Origin of the sequence: Streptomyces sp. NPDC002138 (assembly GCF_040296485.1) — a bacterium.
Taxonomy (GTDB): Bacteria; Actinomycetota; Actinomycetes; order Streptomycetales; family Streptomycetaceae; genus Streptomyces.
The window spans coordinates 85,988-107,568 of record NZ_JBEOXE010000001.1; the positions used below are offsets into that span (position 1 = coordinate 85,988).

The window sequence follows — 21,581 nt, forward strand, 5'->3', positions numbered from 1 at the left end:
CGGCGCGCCGACTGACGGAATCGCTCCCACTGGTGGAGCCAGACCGTAGCGCCAACTGGCGTCAAGCAAAAGGGGAGTTGAGTAAATTCCTCAACGCAGTGCATTCGACTCTTCACGCATCTTGACGTGGTTGCGTCCCGTCTGCACAGTGGGAGCGCTCCCACTGGTTCGGAGCTTGTGCTCGCCGTTCCTCGCACTTCCCCCTCGTCGCCGCCGGCCCCGCGCTCGTCGCCACCCTCGGGGCCCCGGGAACACCCCCGTCTCCCGCCCCTCGCCTCCCCGAAGAGGATCCGCATGCGACCTTCACCGCACCATGCCCGCAGCGTGCTCGGCCTGCTGTGCGCGCTGCTCACCACGCTCGTCCCGGTGGCCGCGCTCCTCACCGCCGCGTCGGCGGCGCAGGCCGACACCACCGTCTGCGAACAGTTCGGGTCGACGACGGTCCAAGGTCGCTACGTCGTCCAGAACAACCGGTGGGGCACCAGCGACAGCCAGTGCGTCGCCGCCACCGACTCGGGGTTCCGGGTCACCCGGGCCGACGGTTCGGTTCCCACCAACGGCGCCCCGAAGTCGTACCCGTCCGTATACAACGGCTGCCATTACACCAACTGCTCGCCCGGGACCAACCTTCCCGCCCAGCTCAGCCGCATCGCCACCGCGCCCACCAGCATCTCGTACGGCTATGTGAACGACGCGGTGTACGACGCCGCGTACGACATCTGGCTCGACCCCACGCCCCGCACCGACGGCGTCAACCGGACCGAGATCATGGTGTGGCTCCACACGGTCGGCCCGGTCCAGCCCGTGGGCGCCCAGGTCGGCACCGCCACCGTGGCCGGGCGCCAGTGGCAGGTGTGGTCGGGCAACAACGGCTCCAACGACGTGCTGTCCTTCGTCGCGCCGTCGCCGATCGCCAACTGGAGTTTCGATGTCATGGACTTCGTCCGGCAAGCGGTCTCCCGGGGGCTCGCGCAGAGCAGTTGGTACCTGACGAGCATCCAGGCGGGCTTCGAGCCGTGGCAGAACGGCGCCGGTCTCGCCGTGACGTCCTTCTACTCGACGGTCGACACGGGCTCCTCCGGTGACCCGGGCGGCCCCGGAGACGGCGCGGCCTGCAAGGTCGGGTACGCGACGAACGTCTGGCAGGGGGGCTTCACCGCGGACGTCACCGTCACCAACACGGGATCCGCCCCGGTGAGCGGCTGGAACCTCGCGTTCACCCTGCCTACCGGGCAGCGGATCACCCAAGCCTGGAACGCGAACGTCTCCCCGTCGTCGGGCGCCGTCACGGCGGGCAACGCGGCCTACAACGGGCAGATCCCGGTCGGCGGCCAGGCGTCCTTCGGATTCCAGGGGACGTACGGCGGCACCTTCACCAAGCCCTCCGGCTTCACCCTGAACGGGAGCGCCTGCACCACCGCGTGACACCCGCCCGCCTCGTTCGGGGCCCGCCCGGCTCAGGAAGACCCGCGATCAGCGCATCCTCGTAAAGCTCCGGTCGTTGGATTCTCCGGTTCCTGGCCCCGACCGAAAAGAGCCGTACGTGAGCAGCCCGACCGGCCTGTCGCCCGAAGGTCTCGATGCCCTTCAGCGACTGAAGGACCGACGAGACGTCAACACCGTGATCTTCCAGTGCGCGCAGGCGCCGGGTGCCCTGGCGCTCGAGCTGGAGGGCAATCTGACCCACGAGGAGCTGGTGCGGGCCCTTCCCCCGGACGCGGCGCGGCTGGTGGTCCACGAGCTGGTCTTCGCGACCCGTGAGGGGGCGCGCCGGCACGAGGTGCTGCTGATCCTTTGGGTGCCGGCGGGGGCCGACGGCCAGGAAAACTCCTGCACCGAGGGCTACACGGCGCTGAAGGAGTCCTTCCCGAACATTCACGTCCACCTCACGGCCCGGCAGGCCGGCCACCTGGAGTACGCGAGGCTGGTCGCCCTGGCGGGCTGAGGGGCTGCCCCGGCCCTGGTGGCCGTGCATGAACCCGGCTGCGGCGGGGATGGTCCTGGGAGGGCGGAACACAGGGCGGGGGATGGTGCCGTGGGGGCGGAACAGGAGCGCGCCGGGGCGGGCGCGCGGCAGCCGGTGGGGGCTCCCGAGGGGGCCGGGACGCCGGCCGGTCCCGAGGAGGCCGGCAGGGCGGAGCGATCCGCTGGGGCGGCCTTGCAGGGGCCGGCCGGTGACGCCTTCGCCGACTTCGACCGGCTGCTGTGTGCGCGGTGCGACTACGCGTGGCCCGTTCTCGATGTCGGAGACCCCGCGCCGCACCCGGAGCGCTGTCCCCGCGACGGGTCGGCTCTGACGTACCGGACGGCGGGATGGCGGCCCGGTGCTGAGTGACCTGTGGAAAGGCGTGAGCGAGAAGCTCTCCGAGCGCTGGCTGACCGCACTGTTCTCGCCGGCCTGCCTGTTCTGGCTGGCCGGGCTGGCCGCCTGGATACGCAGCGAGGGGTGGGCCACCGTCCGCGGGCACGGCTGGCTGGGCGCCGCGAGGATCTGGACGGCGGGGCTGACCGGCCTGCCCGCGCTGGTGCAGGGGATGGCCGTGGTGGGGGTGCTGGTGCTGCTCACCCTGTCCGGGCTGCTGCTGCGGTTCTTCTCCCGTCCGATCGTCCGCTGCCTGGAGGGGTACTGGGTGTTCCCGGGCCCGCGGCGATGGCTGCGGGTCCGCCTGGGCCGTCGGGCCGACGCCGACATCGCGCGGCTGCGCCTCCTCGCGGCCCCTCCGGCCGCCTCCCTCGACGCCGAGCGGCTCGCGGAGCGCGCACGGCTGACCCGGCGCGTCCGGTCGGTGCCGCTCGTACCGGCGCGGAGGATGCCGACCCTGCTCGGCAATGTACTGCGGGCCTCGGAAGACCGGGTGCGCGCCCACTACGGTCTGGACCCCGTCGTCTGCTGGCCCCGCCTGTGGCTGCTGCTCCCGGACGCGGCCAAGGACGAAGTCACCGCGGCGCACCGGTCGTTGCTCCTCGTCACCCACGTGTGGGTCTGCGCCGTCGCCGCTTCGGTGTGGTCGGTGTGGAGCCTCTGGGCGATCCCCGTGTCCCTGCTCGCCGCGCTCCTCACCTACCGGGGCTTCCTGCTGGCCTCGGCCCGGGCCCATGCGGAACTCGTCGAATCCTGCTTCGACTTGTACCGGCACCAGCTGTACGTGTCCCTGCGCTGGCCGCTGCCACGGGACCCGCTGGTGGAGTACGAGGCGGGCCGGCGGCTGACCGCTTACCTCTCCGCCGGATCCCGTCGACCGGACCCGGTCTTCGCCCCACTCGAAGGGTGACCGACCGTGCTGAACGAGCTGTTCCACCATGCCGCGCGGCTTCCCGAGGAGACCGACCCCGACGTGGTCGTCGCGGCCTGGGAGGCGGTCATGACGCATCCGGGCTTCGCCGCCATGCCACCGGCGGAGCGCTGGTCGACGCTGGCCGCCCTGGGCCTGACCCGTATCGCGAGGTACGACCGGGACGCCCGCCTCGAAGACCTGGCGGCGGCCCTGACCCACCTGGAGAGTGCGCTCGCGCTGCCCGGAATTCCGCCTGGTCACCGGGCCATCGGGAGCTTCACTCTGGGCCGGGCCCAGGAGCGCCGGTACCGCCTGACCAATGGGACCGACGACCTGCTCACGACGGCCCGGACCATGTGGTCCCTCGTGGACGATCCGCCGCGGGACACCTCCGCGCGGGCGCTGTGCCGCTGGGTGTGCAGGCTGATCGAAGAGCACACGGACGAGCCGGCTCCTGCCTCGACACCGTCCTCGGCGCCGTCCATGGAGCCGCCTCTGACGCGTCCCGTGCCGCCTTCCATGCCGCGTTCGTTGTTACGCCTGCGGAGCGACGCGCTCGAGCGGCTGCTGCGGGATCCGAGTGATCCGGACCTTCCCCGCTACCAGCTGTCCCTGGCGTTGTCGATCGTCAACCTCTTCGACGCGAGCCCCGCGGCCCACCGGGCCCAGGTGGCGCGCGCGGTAGGCCTGGCGATGGAGAGCGAGCGGCTCCTGCCCGAGGGCCCCGAGCGGCGGTACGCGGCCGAACTGGTGCTGAAGCTGCGGAGGTTGCAGGAATGGGTCGAGGAGAACGCACCCGAGGGGACTCCCGGGGAAGGTGAGGAACCCGGGCGGATGGACGTCTTCGCGTTCGTCGGGGAAGTCACGAAGGTCCCCGACCACGACACACGGGTGGCCAAGCTCCGCGAGACCCTCGCCATGAACCCGTACGAAACCGCCGGGGACGCGTGGGTGGTCCTCTCCACGGCCCTGGCCGAAGAGATCCTCTCGGTCCGCACCAACGGACCGATCGACACCGACGAGGCCATCACGCTCCTGCGGGGCGTCCTGGACCTGCCCGAGACCGTCGAGTTCGGTGTCGGCCTGGAGATCAGGCACAACCTCGCCGTCGCCTACACCCGACGCCGGGCCGGTGACCCCGCGGCCAACACGGCCGCGGCCCTGGAACTCCTCGAACACTGTCTGGCGCAGGCGCCCCCCGACCACCCTCGCCGTGCCGCTTTCGTCATCTCCCTCGCCCAGTCCCTGGTGGACGACGCCGACCGCACCGACCGCCGGGACAGCGTCGACCGGGCGATCGGCCTGTGCCGCACCACCCTGGACGCCCTGCCGGCGGATGCCGACAGGGAGATCCGGGCGGGTCTGCTCGGTGTGCTGGCGCGACTCCTGCCCAGCCTCACGACGGGCGAGCCCGAGCAGAACATCGAAGACGCGATCGCCGCCGCCCGTGCGGCCCTCGACCTGCTCGACCCCGTCACGGACGCCGTGCGCCGCGGGGACGTCCACCACAACCTCGCGCGCCTGTACCGTGACCGCCTCGCGGAAGGCCGCGAGGCGAACCTCTGGCGCGCCATCGAGCACTACCGCGCGTCCCTCGTGGCGCAGCCCAAGGAAACGATGCCGATGGACTGGGCCATGTCCCAGACTTCGCTCGGCGTCGCCTACAGCATGATGCGCGGCAGGGACGTCGAGGCCACCCAACGGCTCGCGGTCGCGGCGTTCATGGACGCCCTCTCCGTCCTCACGCTCGCGGACCAACCCGAGCTGTGGGCCTCGGCCGAGTTCTCCCTCGGGGTCGCGCTGGGTGACGCGGAGGTGCGCGCGGAACCGGACCTGGAGCGCGCCATCGTTCATCTCACTTCCTGCCTCCAGGTGTTCACCGAGGCCTCCGCCCCCAGGCAGTGGGCGCTGACCCAGTCGTTCCTGGGCGCCATGCGGATGCAGACCAGGGTGCCGGCGCAACTCACCGCCGCTGCCGCGCACTTCCGCGCCGCCCTGCGGGTGCTGACCTTCGAGAACAATCCCCGGGAGTGGGCGACCGTACGGCTCAACCTCGCGCAGCTGGAGCCGTCGCAGGACCGCGTCGCGCACGAGAAGACGATCAAACTGCTCATCGAGAGGGGACAGCGCACCGACGCGTACCGGGCCTGCCTGCTCTACCTGCGGATGCTCAGCGACGCGGGAGACCTGCCGGCGGCCGCCGACGCGGGGGCGCGGGCCGCCGAGCTCCACGAGAGCCTGTACCAGGAGGCGTTGCTCCGGCAGAGCCGCCACATGGAGCAGCACGCCGCCGCGGAGGACGTCATGGAGATCGTCACCGCCATGGTCGCGGCGGGACGCACGCTCGACGCCGTCCTCCTTCTGGAGCGGACCCGGGCCCGTGAACTGGGCGAGATCCTGCAGCAGGACGAGGAGGCGCTGCGCAGGGCGAGGGACGCCGACTCCGAGGCCTACGACGCCTACCGGGCGGCCGACGCGCGCCTCGCGCAACTCGGGGCCGCCGAGCAGTCGGTGGCCGTCAGCCGCTTCGGTACGGGCGATCTCGAGCGGCTGCAGTCGACGCTCGTCCGGGCCATCGCCACGGCGCGCGCGGAGCGGGACGCCGCGCTCGCGCGACTCACGGTGGCGGTGGAGCCGCTCGGGCCGCCGGGCATCGGTGAACTGTCGCTCGCGGCGCCCCCGCACCGCCCCCTGGTCTACGTCTACGTGTCGCACGGGACAGCGCGTCTCCTGCTCGTCCGGCGGGACGCCGAGGGAAGCCTCGACATCGACGTCCGTACGGCGGACGTGCGGGACGTGGCGCCCGAGGAGGACCCGGTCGCCGCGCTCCAGGACCGGATCGTCGGAGAACTGGCGGCGTGGCTGCGCGGACTCCGCGTCACGGAGGTGACCCTGGTCGCGTGCGGTCCGCTGGCGGGGGTGCCGCTGCACGCCGTCGCACATGACGGCCGCTGCCTGGTGGACGAGTTCACGGTCTCCTTCGCTCCGTCGGCCGCCCTGCTGGCCCGTCGGCCGAGGTCGCGGCCGGGGCCGACGGCGCTGGCGGCGGTCGGGGACCCCACGGACGATCTGGGCTTCGCGTGGGCGGAGGCGGCCGCCGCCGTCGCGCTGGGCCCCTGGTCGCGGTACACACTGCGCCAGGGCACGGCGGCCACCGCCTCCGTCTTCCTGAAGGAGGACCTGCCCGGGGCGACGCACGTCCACCTCGCGTGTCACGGCCTCTTCGACCCCGCCACCCCGCTGGAGTCGGCCTTCCTGCTGGCCCGGGACACCCGCATCACGCTCCGCGAGATCATGGCGCGGCGCGCCTTCCGCGGTGTCCGGCTGGTCTTCGCATCGGCCTGCGGTACGGCGTCGACCGACCGGTTCCTGCCCGACGAGGCCATCGGGCTGGCGTCGGGGCTCCTCCAGGCCGGTGCGGCGGAGGTGATCGCCTCCCTGTGGAACGTGCAGGACCTGCCGACCATGCTCCTCGCCACCCGCTTCTACCACGAACTGCCCTCGGGCACCGGCCAGGCGCTGCGCGCGGCCCAGTTGTGGCTGCGGGACTCCACGGCCGGGCAGCTGTCCCGGTGGTGCGGCGCCCTCCTCGACGCCGTCGACGAACCGGCACGGTCCCGCCTGCGCGAGGCCGTCGCCGTCCTCGAGCGCTTTCCGCAGCAGGCTCCCTGCTATGCCGATCCCCGCTTCTGGGCCGCCTTCATCCACCTCGGCGGCTGAGGGTCCGTCCGCCGTTGGGCGTAGGACCGGCGCCCCATGTGCGGCGCGCGCCCGCTGACTGGGGTCGGCTCTCATGCAGCACACGGAACTCGTCCCGCGTCAACTCACCGCACGCAAGCGGGACTCTCTCGAACGACTGGTCACGGCGCGTGGTGCCGAAGACGGTGCGCGCCTGGCGCGGCGTACGGGAGCTGCGTGGCAGAGTCATCATGCGTGACGGAACGTGGCTGGAGTAACGGCGGGTGACGGAACGCGCCGCACCTTGTGGGGCGAGGTGGGTGTCCATCGCCCGATGATCTTCCGTAAGCTCAGGAATGTCCGTCGTGCCCGGAGTTGTCTCCCGCGGCGGCCGTGCTTTCGCATGTCCTGCCCCCACGCATTGAGTTGAGGAATACGTGCGCCTGTCCCTCGAGCGACGCCTGGCCGTGAGTGCCGCCCTGCTCGCCCTCACAGCCGGTGTCGTCCCGGCCACCGCGGCCTACGCCGCCCCGGTCACCCAGCCTGCCGCCGCCGCGCCGACCGCGCAGTCCCAGCAGGTCACCCCCGACATGGAGGCCCTGGCCAAGGCCCTCCAGAGCACGCTGGACGCGGGCGCGCCGGGCGCCCTGGCCCGCTACACCGGTCCGGACGGGGTGAAGAGCAAGACCCTGGGCATCCAGGACACCGCCCACGGCACCCCGATGGACGTGCGGTCGCGGTTCCGGATCGGCAGCGTCTCCAAGACGTTCTCCTCCGTCGTGCTGCTCCAGCTGGTGAACGAGGGCCGCGTCGACCTGGACACCCCGGTCAACCAGTACCTGCCGCGGCTGCTGCCGGACGACCGGATCACGGTGCGTCACCTGCTGACCCACCGCAGCGGTCTGTCGGACTACACGAACGCGATGTTCGAGAACACCGTCCCGGGCTTCGAGGCCGTGCGCAACAAGGTGTTCAGCTACCAGGAGCTGGTCGACCTCTCGCTCGCCGAGCCGCGGACGGCCGAGCCCGGCGTGTCGTACAGCTACTCGAACACCAACTTCGTGGTCGTCGGCATGATCATCGAGAAGGTGACCGGGAAGCCGGTGGAGAAGGAGTACGACCGCCGCATCATCAAGCCGCTGAAGCTGCGCAACACCTCCTACGTGCACCCCTCCACCGTCATCCGCGGCCGGCACGCCCACGGCTACCTCCACCCGGACGAGGACGGGCAGCCGCTGGTCGACTCCACCGAGCAGACGGTGTCCTGGGCGCAGACCGCCGGAGCGGTGATCTCCAACGCGGCCGACCTGAGCACCTTCATGTCCGGGCTGGTCGGCGGCAAGCTGCTGCCGGCGCGCATGCTCGACATGATGACCACCATGACCCCGACGGACGCGGCGAAGACCCGCTTCTACGGCCTGGGTCTGCGGCGCTACGACCTGTCGTGCGGTACCCAGGTGTTCGGGCACACCGGCACCGTGCAGGGCTTCTACACCTACGCCTTCACCACCCGTGACGGGAAGCGCAGCCTCTCCGCCATGGCGAACACCTCGAACGACGGAGCGGCCAACACCGCCCTCGGCGGCACGCTGGAGGCGGCGTTCTGCGGCAAGCCCGCGGCGCCGAAGAGCAACACCGCCGCGCGCGGTCCGGCATCGGCCCCCACCACGGCCCCGGCGCCCGCCCCGGCCGAGAAGGACCTGCCGGAGCGCCGCTGACCTCCGCGGGTCCCGGGCCCGGCCCGGGACCCGCGAACGCCCCCGTACGGCCGCGGTCGCCGGTAGCGTGGCGACAGCCGAGACGAGGAGGGGACATGACGCGACGCAAGAGCGCGGCGGAGGTGTTCGACGCGCTGGGTGAGCGGTACGAGGACCTGTTCGGGTCGGTACCCGAGCAACTGGAGGCCCTGGACTGGCTCGCGGAGCGGCTGCCCGCCGGGGCCCGGGTGCTGGACGTGGGCAGCGGCACCGGCCGGCCGACGGCGGAGGCGCTCGCCCGGGCGGGACACACCGTGACCGGCATCGACGTCTCGGCGGCCATGGTCGAGGCGGCGCGCGCCCGGGTGCCCGGGGCGCGTTTCGAGCAGGCCGACGTCCGCACGTACGTACCGGACGCCGGTGGCTTCGACGCCGTCTGCTCCTTCTTCCCGCTCCTGGTGATGGACCAGCCGGACATCGAGGCCGCCCTCGACCGCATGGCGTCCTGGGTCGCGCCGGGCGGCTACCTCGTGCTCGCCACGGTCCCGGGAGACATCCGGGGGCTGGACATCGAGTGGATGGGCCACGCCGTGACCGTCAGCAGCCTGTCCGCGGAACAGCACCTGCGACGGCTGACGGCGGCCGGGCTGGACGTGCTGCACCAGCACACCTCGTCCTTCGTACCCGCGGACCCCCTCGCCGGGCCCGAGGAGCACTTCTTCTGCTACGCGACACGCCCCGCCTGATCCCTCGGCGGACCCGCGGGGGCTCCTGCTCCGGCTTCCGTTCCGGCTTCCGTTCCGGCTTCCGTTCCGGCCCCTGGTTCTGTTCTTGATGTGCCGTACAACCATTGCGGTGGTTGGTGAGTCTTACGCCGCGTAAGAACAGTTTCCAGGGGGTTATGTCCATGAAGTTGTCCCGGATCGCCGCAGCGGTCACCACCGCCGCTCTGGCGCCCGTCGTCCTCATCGCGTCACCGGCCTTCGCCGCCGGCGAGGAGGCCGCCGCGTCCACCCGTCCCACGGCTCCGACCGCACCTGACCAGGCGGCGGCCGACCATGGCGACAAGGACCAGGCGGAGCAGGACCGCAAGACCATCCTCGGCATCATCGCCGATCCGATGGCCAGCGCGTACATGAAGGAAGCCGGCAACAAGGCCATCGCCGACGGCCCCGCGGCCATGCGCAAGTTCATCGAGACCGACCAGCACAGCATCCGTCTCGACGACTACCGGGTGCTCATCACCCGCCTCCTGAACGGCGCCGGCCCCGGCCTGAAGGAAGGCATCAACAAGCTCTTCAAGACCGACAAGCAGACGCTGGAGCAGCTGCGCCACTTCTACGACGTCACTCAGCACGAGCTGCGCGACGACGACAACAAGGTCGCCATCTCCAGGCTGGTCGGAACCGGTGGCACCGAAGTGAAGGAAGCGGCCAAGAAGGCCCTCCAGGGCACGCCCGCGGACCGCATCGCCTTCCTGGCGACGGGACAGTACCTCGCGCAGGCCTCCGACGACCGGGTCGAGCTCGCGCGCATCGACGAGGGCTGGGACGGCCCCATCCTGACCGAGGCGATCAGCAAGCTCCTGGGCGGTTCCCCGACCCCGGCGGAGCTGCGCCGGTTCCTCGAGGTGACCCAGTACGCGCTGCGCGACGAGGACAACCGCGTCGCGATCGCGAAGATCATCGACGGCGGGGGACCGGAACTCGTGAAGGCCGGTCGCGCCGCACTGAAGGGCACCGCAGCCGACCGCGTCGAGTTCCTCAAGACGGGTCAGCACGAGGCGCGCGCCAAGGACAAGAAGACCCAGCAGGAGAACGGCAAGGACAAGGGCCAGCAGGGCCAGCAGGGCCAGAACAACTCCGGCACGGGTGCGGGCACCGGCACGGGCTCCGGGTCCGGCACCGGTAACACCGCTGTCACCCCCCAGGGCGGCAGCGGTTCCCCCCTCGCCGCCACCGGCGCGGGTGACGCGGGTCTGATCGCGGGCGGTGCGGGCACCGCACTCGTCGCGGGCGCGGGCATCCTGCTCGCCGCACGCATGCGCCGCGCCGCCGCCGCACGCTGACCAGGCCGGGGCCGGCCGCGACACCGCGGCCGGCCCCGGGCCACGCGTACACCCCGCCGCCGCCCGATCGCGGGTGACGACATCCGTCAGGCCAGGCCGGCCTCGATGGCGCGGCGGACGGCGGCCGCGCGGTCGGGGATGTCGGCCTTGGCGAACAGGTTGTTGATGTGGGTCTTGACGGTGGCCTCGCTGATGAAGAGCTTCTCGGCGATGCCCCGGTTGGGCAGCCCCTGGCCGATCAGCGTGAGCACCTCGCGTTCGCGGGGGGTGAGGTCCGCGGGCAGGGCGGGGCCCCGTACGGGGGTCTTCGTCGCCGTGGTCCTGGCGGTGGCGAGCAGCCGGTCCTGCACCTCGCGGTCGAGCACGGACTGACCGGCGGCCGCGGCGCGGATGGCCCGGATGATGTCCTGGCGTCCCGCGTTCTTGGTCAGGTACCCGCGGGCTCCCGCCCCCAGCGCGCCCAGGATCGAGTCGTCGTCGGCGAAGGTGGTGAGCACGACCACCGCCACCCGCGGGTGTTCCTCGGTCAGTCGGCGGGTGGTCTCGATGCCGTCCATGACGGGCATTCTCAGATCCATCAGCACCACGTCCACCGCCCCCGCGGCGACCGCCGTCAGCACCTCGGTCCCGTCCGCGGCGGCCGCGACGACGTCGATGTCCTCGGACAGCCCGAGCACCGCGGCGAGCGGCTCCCGGACGGCGGCCTGGTCGTCGGCGACGACCACTCTCACCTTCTGCTGCCCGGCGGACGGTCGCTGATCGGACGGTTGCTTCTCGGCTGACTGCTTCTCGGTCGGTTCGCTCATCCCGGGATCACTGCCTCCACGTGCCAGCCGCCCCGGTCGGGCCCTTCGGTGACCGGACCCGCGGTGACGGTTCCGTCCAGCAGCGCGACGCGTTCACGCATGCCGATCAGCCCCATTCCACTGCCGAGCCCCGCGTTCACCTCCCGGGTGCCGGGGCGGTTACGGATCTTCAGTGTCGTCGATGCGGCGCCGAACGTCAGCTCCACGCGGACGTCCGCACCGGGCGCGTGCCGAGCCGCGTTGGTCAGCGCCTCCTGGGCGATCCGCAGCAGGTTCTGGGTCACGCGGGTCGGGACGTCACGGACCGCACCGACGACGGTGAGGGAGTCGTGGTGACCGGACGATTCGACCATCGCGGTGAGGCTCTCCACGAGCGGCAGCGCGTCCTCGCGCAGCGCGTGCACGGTCCATTGCGCCTGCTTCAGGCTCTCCTTGACCAGGGAGTGGGCCTTGGCGTTGGCTTCCCGGACCTTCTCCAGGTCACCGGTTTCGATCAACGCGTCGGCCAGCTCCAGCTGCATGTTGATCCCGGCCAGCGAGTGCGCCAGTACATCGTGCACGTCCCGGGCGATCCGGCCGCGTTCGGTCAGTACGGCCGTCCGCGCCTCGGCCAGGGCGGCGCGTTCGGCCGACTCGGACGCCGCGATCACCGCCCGTACGGCCTGGCGCTGGCTGCGGTTGATGATCCCGACCAGGACCGGCGCGCCGGCGGCGAGGCCGACGGTCCACGGCAACGGCTGCTGCCACGAGCCGAGGTGGACGTACAAGACGCCGGCGCAGAGCACGCTGCAGAGCCCCGCGAGGGCCAGGGCCCGCCTGGTCTCCAGCCGGTATCCGATGTGACCGGCCAGGAAGAAGGCGAAGAGGTACCCCGTACCACTGCTGCTGAGGCCGATCAGGGCGGCCGCCGCGACGACCCCGCCGGTGAGCCAGACGGGGGCGAACCGCTGGGTCGCGGCGTTCTCGGGCAGGCCCCGGGCCAGCAGCGCGGCCGTGCTGACCGCGAAGAGGGCGGCGACGGCCAGGCCCCGGCCGCTGAAGCCCATCGGCCTGACCGTCACGATCCCGGCGACGATGACCGCCAGGGTCATCGCCCACCGGACCCGCGGGTCCTGTCCGGGAATCGGATGCGGGACCGCCCCCGGGGACGGTGACTTCCCGGGGGGCGGAGCGCTTTGGGTGGTGAGCATGCGCCGAACGTACTGCACGGTCAGGCCGTGTGGTCGAGGACGGGCACGGGGCGGGTCACCGCGCGGCTCCGGCTCCGGATGAAGATCGTCGCCAGTCGCGTGACCACCTCGGTGAGGGCCATGAGGACGAACGCCGCCACCCAGGCCTTGTCGCTGGTGATCTGGTGGGTGACGCTGAACCGCGCCACGTCGGCGGCCCCGCCGTGCTCGACCCACAGCTGGAAGCCCATGCGTGCGCCCATGCCCACGATCCACAGGACCGCCGACACCGCTCCGGCCTTGATCAGGAGGTGCCCGCCGACGGTCCGGATCCGGGTGTAGACGCCGCCCGCGATGCCGAGCGCGGCACCCACGCCCACCAGGACCGCGATCAGCACCAGGTCGTTGCCGGCGGTGGGAATGGTGTCCAGGTACGAGTTGGCCACGAAGGCCACGATCCCCAGCGGGATCAGGAAGGACTTGAGGTCGAGCCGTCCCTCCCGGAGCTGCCGGAAGACGATGAGGAGGAGCGCGATGTCGGTGATCCACTCGGTCGTTGTCATGCCCCCAAGACTGCGGCGAAGCGGCTCGCGGCACCTGGACCCGTGGGTGGAAACAGGGGTGGAGACGGGGGTGGAGACGAGGGGTGGAGACGAGGGGTGGAGACGAGGGGTGGACAGGGCGGGTGGAGACTCCTGCGCCGGGTGGGCGGGTGGGCGGGCGGGCGGGCGGGCGGCCCCGGCCGCCGTCGCTCACGCGTGGACGTCGGCCAGCAGTTCGGCGGAGCCGTGGAGGAAGGCGGACACCTCGGCGCTCCTCGGGTAGGGCTCGAACTGCTTGCGCAGCCGGGCGATCCTGCGGAAGGCGCGCGGGGAGTGGAGCTGGCGGGTGAGCCGCAGGGCCTCCAGGCCGTGCCGGGCCGCCTCTTCCGGCTCGTTGTCCAGCAGACTCGCGTGGGCGAGGATGCCGGTGTTGATGGACCGCCGCCGGACGTAGGTCTCGGGGAGGTCGTTCAGGGCCGCCTCCGCGTAGTGCCTCGCCTTCGCGGGCTGCTTGAGGTCCCGGAAGCAGTGCGCGAACGCGTCCGCGAGGTAGGCCTCCTTGAAATAGCTCAGGTAGGGCGCCGAATCGTCCGTGGACCGGGACCTGCCGAAGTGCCGTTCGGCTTCCACGAGCGCCATCGAGCTTGCCCGCGCATCGCCCAACCGGGCGTATCCCCGGGCTTCGACCACCCAGGCCACCGCGTGCGCCAGCGGGTCGTCGCGCCGGTGCCCCCGGGACCTGGCCGCCACGGCCAGCTGCACCGCCTCCGCCGGGTGCTGGGCGTACAGGGCGAGGTGCCCCAGGTGGGTCGCCATGACCTGCGCCCCGTACTCCCGGGAATCGGCGGCGTTGGCCATACCGAGCGCCAGCGTGTAGTAACGCTGCGACAGGCTCAGCTTGTTGCAGTCGATGGCCATGTAACCGGCCGCCGCCGTGAACTCGGCGGCCGTTTGCAGCAGGGCCCGCCCCACCTCGTCGGAGCGTGATTTCTTCAGCAGCGGAGCGACGTCATAGCGCAGATAATTGATCATATGGCGCCGGATGCGGAAAGATCCGAATTCGTGGCTGAGCCGCTCGAACTCGTTCCCCAAGGCGCGTACCTGGCGGACGTCCGACATGCTGACACGGCTGCTGCCGCTGTAGTAGGTCAGATTCTCGACCGGACCGCCGATCAACCAGTCCCGGCTCGCCGCCGATACCGCACCCGCCACGAAGGCGGAGTTGGTCAGGAAATCGGACTGTTCCACGTCGAACCTCCACAGACGCAGTGCCGTCTCGACGGCGCGTTCGGCATTGCGGGGGTAGCGGAGCCCGATCGTCTGGTCCTCGGACATGACCCGCATCCCCAGATCCCGGGCCGTCACCGAGCGGCCGACGCGCTGTGAGAACACTTGGGACAGGAGCGCCGGAGTCGGGTCCCGGGGGATGGAGCCGGCGAGCCAGCGCGCCACCGAGGTGTGATCGCAGCGCACGGTGAGGCCCTGCAAGGCGGCGAGGTCACTGACCCGGCGGGCCAGGCCTTTGCGGGTGAATCCCGTTTCGAGCAGCAGGTCGAGCAGCTGTCCGTTCGGTTCTCGACGATCGCTCATCTCATACCCCCGACGTAAATGCTCCGGCTGACTCCAGGTTAGGAGCGCTCCGCAGCTTTACGAAGCCTTTGCCGCCGGTGCGCCCTTTGTGAGCCCCCCGACGCACATCCCGTCCGCCGAGTGTGTCTGTGCCCAGGGCCGCGCCGACCTCAACAGTTGTGCTGTCAACCGGGCCTGACGGGGCAGCGAACCGCCGGCGCAGAGATGGGGAGAAGGCAATGTGTGAGGAAACGCGTAAGGCCGCGGACTCCGCACCGCGGAAGCACCTCCTGGTGCTCGTGTGCTTGGCCATGGTGGTGTGGGGCGTCTTCCCGGTCGACGACCTCATGACCATGGTGGCGACGGCCCTGGTGGATGTCGTCCTCCAGGCGCTGCTGGCGAAGCCCGAGGGCGGCGACCGCGCGTGACGCACCGGCCCCGAGGCCCCGGCCGGATGCGTGGCGGGGGCCCGGGGCGTGCGAAGGGGTCACCGGAGCGTCCGGCGGACGGCGTCGCGGAGCCAGCGGTGGGCTCCGTCGGCCGTGTGCCGGGGGTGCCAGGCCATGCCGATGATCAGCGGCGGCAGCGCCAGGGGGATGTCGAGGAGGTGCAGTCCGAGGGCGCGCGCGTCGTCGGTGAGGGGTGAGGGGGCAGCGCCGGGCGGCGCGGCGGGGACGAGGCAGACGATGTCGCTCCGCGCGGCCAGGGTCATCGCGGCCAGGTGGCTGGGGAGGACGACGCCGACCCGCCGGTGGAGGTCCAGCTCGGCCAGGGCCGTGTCCAGGGGGCCGCTGAACCGGCCGCGGCGGCTGACCGCGACGTGTTCGGCGGCGGCGAACCGGGCCGGGGTCAGCGGTCCTTCGGTCAGGGGGTGGCCGGAGCGGACGGCCGCCACCATGCGGAGGCTGACCAGCTCCTCGACCCGGGTCTCGGGGCCGACGTGGTCGATGGATCCGATCTCCAGGTCGATCCGGCCGTCGCGCAGGGCGGTTCCGGCCTCCAGTTCCTCGGCCCGGAGCCGGAACGAGACCCCGGGCGCCTCCTGTCGGGCCAGCCGGAGCAGGCCGGGGGTCAGCGCCGCCCCGACCAGGTCGGCGGCCTGCAGGGTGAAGGTGCTGCGCAGGCCGGCGAGGTCGACGCCCGTGCCGGGGCTGAGCAGCGCCCCGAGGCTGCGGACCACCGCGGCGGCTTCGCCGCGCAGGGCCTGGGCGCGCGGGGTGGGGACCATGGTCTGCCCGGCCCGGACGAGGAGGGGGTCCTGCAGGACGCGGCGCAGCCGGGCGAGGGTGCGGCTCATGGCGGCGGGCGAGGTGTGCAGGCGGGCGGCGGCGCGGGTGACGCTGTTCTCGGCCAGCAAGGCGTCCAGCGCGATGGCGAGATTGGCGTCGAGGACCGGATCGGGGGTGTTCACCAGCATCATTCCATTTCCGTCAATGATTCCATGCTGAAGTTCCCATTGTGGCAACACCACGGCCCTTCGCAGGATGGGGGGTGTACCGATCCGGCACGACCTGCGAGGTTTTCATGATCGTCATTACCGCTCCCACCGGGAACATCGGCCGTCCGCTGCTCTCCCGGCTCCTGGAGGCCGCCCCCGCCGCGGGCGAGCAACTGCGCGTGATCGTGCGCGATCCCGCCCGGCTGCCGGACGCGGCGCGCGGACGCGTCGAGGTGGTCACCGGCTCGCACGGGGACGCCGAAGTCCTCGACCGGGCCTTCGAGGGTGCGGACGCCGTCTTCTGGCTCGTTCCCCCGGACGCCTCCCTGAGCCCGCTGGACGCGTTCAGCGGCTTCACCCGCCCCGCGGTGAAGGCGCTCGCCACCCACGGCGTCGGCCATGTGGTCGGCGTCTCCGCGCTCGGCCGCGGCACCCCGCTCGCCGGCCGGGCCGGCCTGGTCACCGCGTCCCTCGCCATGGACGACCTCATCGCCGAAGCCGGCGTCGCCTACCGGGCCCTGGCCAACCCGTCCTTCTTCGAGAACCTCCTGGAGGAGGCCGGCTCGATCCGCGACACGGGCGTCTTCACCGACGTCGTCGACGCCGACCGCAAGGCCCCCCTCGTCGCTGTAGCCGACATCGCGGCCGCCGCCGCCGGCCTGCTGCTGGACCGCTCGTGGACCGGCGTCGACAGCGTCCCGGTCCTCGGCCCGCAGGACCTGTCTCCGCACGACCTGGCCCGCATCATGACCGAACAGCTCGGCCGCCCCGTCCGCTACGAACGCCAACCGCTCGACGAGCTGTACACCACCCTTGTCGGCTATGGCCTCAACGAGGCGTTCGTGCAAGGCATCGTCGACATGAAGCGGGCCAAGGACCAGGGCCTGGACGCCGGCGTCGCCCGCACCCCGGGCACCGCCTCGCCCACCGGCTTCGAGCAGTGGTGCGCCCAGACGCTGAAGCCCGCCGTCCTCTCCTGAGGCCCGCCCCCCGTCGCCGGGACGCGTACGCCGCCCGGCCCGCCAAGTCCACCTGCCACGCTGCCGCTTTGGAGGCACTCTCATGGCCGCCGTCACGACCGAACCGCCGGTCACCGCGTTCATCCTCGTCAAGACCACACCCGAGTGGCTCGCTCTGACCGTCCAGGAGCGCGTCGACGCCTTCTCCACCCAGGTCATGCCCGCGATCGCGGCCAAGACCACCGGCGTCCGGTCGCGCTTCTACGACACGGAGTTCTACTCCGCGCGCGTTACCGACATCTGGGTGTGGGAGGCCGACGACCACCACGCCTACCAGCTCCTCATCGACGCACTGCGCGAAACACCGTTCTGGGACCGCTACTTCGAGATCGTCGACCTGCTCGTCGGGACCGAGAACGGCTACGCCCGCACCTACGGCGTCGAACCGGTCGCCACTGTCGCCACCTGACGCACCGCTCACGCCGCCCGACTCCTCCGATGCCCTCTGGCCCCAACCGGCCGGAGGGCATCGGACGTTGGCGCCGGTCGAGGCGGCCGCTCGGGTCCCCGCTCGGCCGGTGAGGCCCCTGGTCAGGCCCCTGGTCAGGCCCCTGGGCAGGTCCCCTGGGACGCGCCATCCCCGCGGGCCCCGCGCGGATGGCTGAAACACCCTCATACCGGCGCCACTTGGCCAGCACGATTGTTTGGCGAACGCCTAACTGAGTAGGCGTACATCTGTGCGTCCGTCGTTTTCCGTCGTGGTCTAGTTACCCCTGGTCCGTGCGCGGTGACACCGCGTACGGATCGTCCGCCGACGACGCCGTCGCGCCACGCGGCGTCCCCCTCGACCTCAGGAGCACCATGACCCCGATCCTCTTCGTCTATGCCAAGGGCGGCCCTCCGCTGGAGTACGCCGTCCCGCGCATCGCCGCCCACGCCGAGGTGCACGTCCTGGCGCTCGCGCCATTGCCCCGGATCACCGAGTCGGTGTGGCTGCCCGCGTGCGCTTCGGTCACCACGGCCCCGCCGGGGGAGGGGGTGGAACTGGTCGATCTGATCTGTTCCCACGCCCGCCGCGTCGGCGCCGAGGCGGTGCTGACCCTGTCGGAGTACGCGGTGGTGGCCGTCGCCCACGCGAGCCTGCGGCTCGGTCTGCGCGGCGCCGGCGAGCGGGTCGCGGGGGCTCGGGACAAGCGCCTGATGCGCCGGATCTGGCGTGACGCGGGGGTGCCCGTACCGCGGTTCGCGGAGATCCACGCTCCGGAGGACATCGCGGCCGCCTTCCGGACCCTGCGGCCGCCGCTCCTCCTCAAGGCCGCCTGGAGCGCGGGCTCCACGGCCCACCTCACCGTGTGGAACGAGCAGCAGGCCGAAGCGGCCTGGAAGACCGGACGCTCCGTCATGGAAGCCTCGTCCGCGCAGGGTTACGCGGAACTGCACGCCGCGGACGAGGGCGTCAGCGATTTCCTGCTGGAGGAGATCGTGACCGGAGAGGCCGCCGACTGGTTCGACGCGGACGGGTGGGGCGACTACGTCAGCGTGGAGGGGATCGTCGCCGACGGCCGCTACCACCCGCTGTGCATCACCGGGCGGATGCCGACCATCGCACCCTTCACCGAGCGCGCGAGCCTGGCCCCGGCCGCCCTCCCGGAGGCGTTGCAGCGCCGGATCGAGGAGGTGTCGCGCGCCGCGGTCGACGCGCTCGGACTGGACACGTGCGCCACCCACACCGAGATCAAACTCGGCGCGGACGGGGCCATGTGGCTGATCGAGACCGCCGCCCGCTTCGGCGGGGTGATGACCACCCGGCAGGTGGAGACCGTCTTCGGGTTCGACATGATCGGCATGCTGGTGCGCCAGTTGCTCGGCCAGGAGGTCGCCTACCCGGAGCGGATGCTGACCGAGGGGGCGGGCGCGGGCGGGGGCGAAGGCGCCGCCGGATCCCTCGTGATCCTCGCCGTCGACCCCGCCGGCCGGCCCTGGACCGAACTCCCGGCCTGGGACTTCGAGTCGGTCGACTGGGCCGCCCTGGTCGCGCCGGGATCCCGTGTGGAGCTGGTGCGCGAGCACAGTCTCGCGCCGGGCAGCCCCGTCCCGCCGTACGAGGAGGCGGGAGGGGCCAATTCCATGGCCGCCCTGTGCTTCCTCACCGCCGAGTCCGGGCCGCAGCTGCTGGCCGACTGCGGCCGCATCCTCGCGGCCCTGCCGGACGCCCTCACCGCCCCCGCCGTCACCCCCGCCCTCGGCAGCGGTCCCGCCGCCCCCACCGATTCCGGCAGCGGTCCCGCCGCCCCCACCGAGACCTCCCCCCTGTCCGCCGACCGCCCGACGCCCGGGAGCCCCGCATGACGCATGCCGGAACCACCGCCGCCGCGCCGTCCCCCCGGGGCGCCGCCGTGGACACCCTGCTCACGCTCCCCCTCTTCGAGCAGCTGGCCGGGGTGCTGGGCGGGCATCCGTACGTCAAGGTCGTCGTGGACCGCGACCAGGGCCTCTGGCACGTCCTCGACAGCTCCGTGCACTCCTTCCACGTCAACTACATAGCCACCGAGATCCAAGGGCTGACCCTGGAGCAGCTCGACGCCGAGCTCGACCGCTTCAACCACGACGTCTACCAGGACCCTGCGCGGCGCTTCCTGCTCGGCGTCCTGTCGCTGCACTCGCGCGGCGGCCCGGAGCGCGACGAGCCGTTCATGGTCCTGGAGACCACCGAGGCCGACACCATGGGCGCGGACCTGCTGATCGAGTTCCACGCCTTCGTACGGGCCCACCTCGATCCCGCGCTGGAGCTGCTGCTGAAACCGGCCAACCACGGCCAGGAGCACGCCCTCGCCGCGGTTCCGGAGACCGTCGTGCCCCGCGCCCGGGGCCACGCGCTCCTGGCGACCGCGCCCTTCGTGCCGCTGACGCTCGCCTCGGCCACCGGCCGGCTCCGCGCCTTCGCCTCGGGCGAGGAGTACCTGGCCGCCCGCGCGGACCTGAGCTGGCACGACATCGTCGCCATGCCGGTGGTCCCCGACGACATCCCGCGGCTCGCCGGACTGATCAACGCCCAGCCCACCACCCCGCTGTCGCACACCAACATGCTGGCGGCCGGATGGGGCATCCCCAACGCCATCGTCCGCGGCGTCCTCGACACGATCGCGGACGAGAAGCTGGACGGCGCCTGGGTCCGGTACGAGGTCACCGCCGACGGGTTCGTCATCGAGCGCGCCGAGGCGCCGTCGGACCTGGCCGAACCGACGTGGCACACCCAGCGGATCCGCCTCGACGCGCCGCACGTGACGGACGCACCGCTCGTGCCGCTGTCCGCGTTGCGCGCCGGCGACCGGAACCGCTACGGCACCAAAGCGGCCAACCTCGGGGAGCTGCACCACGTACTGCGCCACGGATCGGGCCGGCTGACCGGCTACTACTCCGTGCCCCGGCCGCCCCGGGCCGATCTGCTCGGCCATCTGGCCGCCCGGCTGGAGATGCCCGAGGAGGGCGATCTCGCCCAGCACGCCAGCGAGTTCCTGACCCGGCACGTCCAGGCACCCGCGGGCATCGCCGTCCCCTTCTCCGTCCAGCGGCGCTTCCTGGACTCCTCGCCCGCCGTGCAACAGAGCATCGGCAAGCTGAAGATGGCCCTGGAGCTGAACGCCATGGACGCCGTGGACACGGTCTGCCTCCAGTTGCAGCACCTGGTGCGCACCCTCCCGGTGCCCGAGGACCTGGTGCGCGCCCTGGACGCGCAGCTGGTCGAGCACCTGGCGGGCACGGGCCGCTTCGCCGTGCGGTCCTCCTCGAACGCCGAGGACCTGCCGGGCTTCTCCGCGGCCGGGATCTACGAGTCCCACACCAAGGTCACCGATCTGCCGGGGCTGCTGGACGCCATCCGCCACGTCTGGGCCTCGCTGCTGTCCCCGCGCAGTGTGCGGCTGCGCCATCAGGCCGGCATCTCCCTGGACGACACCTACATGGGAGTGATCGTCCAGCGCTACGAGCCGTCCCCGCTCGGCGGCGTCATGGTCACCTGCAACCCGACCAACCGGGCCGACTTCCGCAACGTGTACCTCAACTGCGCGCACGGGTCCACGGCCGATGTCGTCGACGGCCGGACGCTGCCCCTGCAGTACCTGTACAACACGGTCGAGGGCGGCGGCCGCACGATCTCGCTGGGTGCCGCCACCGAGGACCTCCCGCAGGACACGCGGGCCCACCTGGGCCGGCTGGCACTGGCCGGCCGCCTGCTCCAGTCCCATTTCGCCACGGACTACACCTTCGCGGGGCCGCTCGACGTCGAATGGCTGCTCGGACCGGGGGGCGCGCTCCACATCCTCCAGCTGCGCCCGTACAGCGCCTGACCCGTCCCCGCGCCTGACCCGTCCGCGCGTCGAC

The 21,581-nt window shown here is 72.0% G+C and carries 17 protein-coding genes and 1 pseudogene; 13 read left to right on the plus strand and 5 right to left on the minus strand.

Going from position 1 to position 21,581, the window contains the following annotated elements; genetic code table 11:
- The first annotated feature begins 294 nt into the window (after window positions 1–294).
- The 8 genes and pseudogenes from ABT084_RS00415 to ABT084_RS00450 all read left to right on the plus strand — a co-directional run bounded on the left by ABT084_RS00415 (window position 295) and on the right by ABT084_RS00450 (window position 10,718).
- Entirely contained in the window at window positions 295–1,425 is a 1,131-nt protein-coding gene (locus tag ABT084_RS00415; RefSeq protein ID WP_351037269.1) for a glycoside hydrolase family 12 protein, read from the plus strand.
- A 118-nt stretch (window positions 1,426–1,543) separates the two neighbouring features.
- Complete coding sequence (locus ABT084_RS00420) at window positions 1,544–1,945, plus strand: cofilin family protein (protein WP_351037271.1); 402 nt, start codon at window positions 1,544–1,546, stop codon at window positions 1,943–1,945.
- A gap of 403 nt (window positions 1,946–2,348) precedes the next feature.
- Window positions 2,349–3,272 (plus strand): hypothetical protein, encoded by a 924-nt coding sequence (locus ABT084_RS00425; protein WP_351037272.1) that lies wholly within the window; start codon window positions 2,349–2,351, stop codon window positions 3,270–3,272.
- Between the two features lie 6 nt (window positions 3,273–3,278).
- Entirely contained in the window at window positions 3,279–6,995 is a 3,717-nt protein-coding gene (locus ABT084_RS00430; RefSeq protein WP_351037273.1) for a CHAT domain-containing protein, read from the plus strand.
- Between the two features lie 146 nt (window positions 6,996–7,141).
- Window positions 7,142–7,231: pseudogene (locus ABT084_RS00435) on the plus strand (pyridoxamine 5'-phosphate oxidase family protein); the annotation flags it as partial.
- Between the two features lie 159 nt (window positions 7,232–7,390).
- On the plus strand, window positions 7,391–8,671 hold the full coding sequence (locus ABT084_RS00440) for a serine hydrolase domain-containing protein (RefSeq protein WP_351037275.1): 1,281 nt from the start codon (window positions 7,391–7,393) through the stop codon (window positions 8,669–8,671).
- A gap of 95 nt (window positions 8,672–8,766) precedes the next feature.
- The gene (locus tag ABT084_RS00445; RefSeq protein WP_351037277.1) at window positions 8,767–9,396 is read left to right on the plus strand and encodes a class I SAM-dependent methyltransferase; all 630 of its coding nucleotides are present in this window, start codon (window positions 8,767–8,769) and stop codon (window positions 9,394–9,396) included.
- Between the two features lie 161 nt (window positions 9,397–9,557).
- A complete protein-coding gene (locus tag ABT084_RS00450; RefSeq protein WP_351037278.1) occupies window positions 9,558–10,718 on the plus strand; it encodes an ALF repeat-containing protein in 1,161 nt (386 codons plus the stop codon).
- Between the two features lie 86 nt (window positions 10,719–10,804).
- On the opposite strand, the gene ABT084_RS00455 is transcribed toward ABT084_RS00450, so the two are convergent.
- From ABT084_RS00455 to ABT084_RS00470, 4 genes are all read right to left on the minus strand, one after another.
- Window positions 10,805–11,443 carry a response regulator gene (locus tag ABT084_RS00455; protein WP_351037512.1) on the minus strand — a complete coding sequence of 213 codons (639 nt, stop codon included), beginning with the start codon at window positions 11,441–11,443 and terminating at the stop codon, window positions 10,805–10,807.
- 77 nt (window positions 11,444–11,520) lie between these two features.
- On the minus strand, window positions 11,521–12,714 hold the full coding sequence (locus ABT084_RS00460) for a sensor histidine kinase (protein WP_502968796.1): 1,194 nt from the start codon (window positions 12,712–12,714) through the stop codon (window positions 11,521–11,523).
- Window positions 12,715–12,734: 20 nt separating this feature from the next.
- Complete coding sequence (locus tag ABT084_RS00465) at window positions 12,735–13,256, minus strand: hypothetical protein (protein ID WP_351037281.1); 522 nt, start codon at window positions 13,254–13,256, stop codon at window positions 12,735–12,737.
- Between the two features lie 189 nt (window positions 13,257–13,445).
- Window positions 13,446–14,825 (minus strand): NsdA family TPR-like regulatory protein, encoded by a 1,380-nt coding sequence (locus ABT084_RS00470; RefSeq protein WP_351037282.1) that lies wholly within the window; start codon window positions 14,823–14,825, stop codon window positions 13,446–13,448.
- A 218-nt stretch (window positions 14,826–15,043) separates the two neighbouring features.
- On the opposite strand from ABT084_RS00470, the gene ABT084_RS00475 reads away from it, so the two are divergent.
- Complete coding sequence (locus tag ABT084_RS00475) at window positions 15,044–15,232, plus strand: hypothetical protein (RefSeq protein ID WP_351037283.1); 189 nt, start codon at window positions 15,044–15,046, stop codon at window positions 15,230–15,232.
- 59 nt (window positions 15,233–15,291) lie between these two features.
- On the opposite strand, the gene ABT084_RS00480 is transcribed toward ABT084_RS00475, so the two are convergent.
- Complete coding sequence (locus ABT084_RS00480; RefSeq protein WP_351037285.1) at window positions 15,292–16,224, minus strand: LysR family transcriptional regulator; 933 nt, start codon at window positions 16,222–16,224, stop codon at window positions 15,292–15,294.
- A gap of 104 nt (window positions 16,225–16,328) precedes the next feature.
- Between ABT084_RS00480 and ABT084_RS00485 the strand changes: the two genes are divergently transcribed.
- The 4 genes from ABT084_RS00485 to ABT084_RS00500 all read left to right on the plus strand — a co-directional run bounded on the left by ABT084_RS00485 (window position 16,329) and on the right by ABT084_RS00500 (window position 21,547).
- Window positions 16,329–17,222, plus strand: a complete 894-nt coding sequence (locus ABT084_RS00485; protein WP_351037287.1) for an NAD(P)H-binding protein — start codon at window positions 16,329–16,331, stop codon at window positions 17,220–17,222.
- An 82-nt stretch (window positions 17,223–17,304) separates the two neighbouring features.
- Window positions 17,305–17,670 carry a darcynin family protein gene (locus ABT084_RS00490; RefSeq protein ID WP_351037289.1) on the plus strand — a complete coding sequence of 122 codons (366 nt, stop codon included), beginning with the start codon at window positions 17,305–17,307 and terminating at the stop codon, window positions 17,668–17,670.
- A gap of 311 nt (window positions 17,671–17,981) precedes the next feature.
- Window positions 17,982–19,550: an ATP-grasp domain-containing protein gene (locus ABT084_RS00495; RefSeq protein WP_351037290.1), complete on the plus strand. Its 1,569-nt coding sequence runs from the start codon at window positions 17,982–17,984 to the stop codon at window positions 19,548–19,550.
- The gene (locus tag ABT084_RS00500) at window positions 19,547–21,547 is read left to right on the plus strand and encodes a PEP/pyruvate-binding domain-containing protein (protein ID WP_351037292.1); all 2,001 of its coding nucleotides are present in this window, start codon (window positions 19,547–19,549) and stop codon (window positions 21,545–21,547) included. The genes ABT084_RS00495 and ABT084_RS00500 overlap by 4 nt, the downstream gene beginning before the upstream one ends.
- Window positions 21,548–21,581 lie beyond the last annotated feature (34 nt).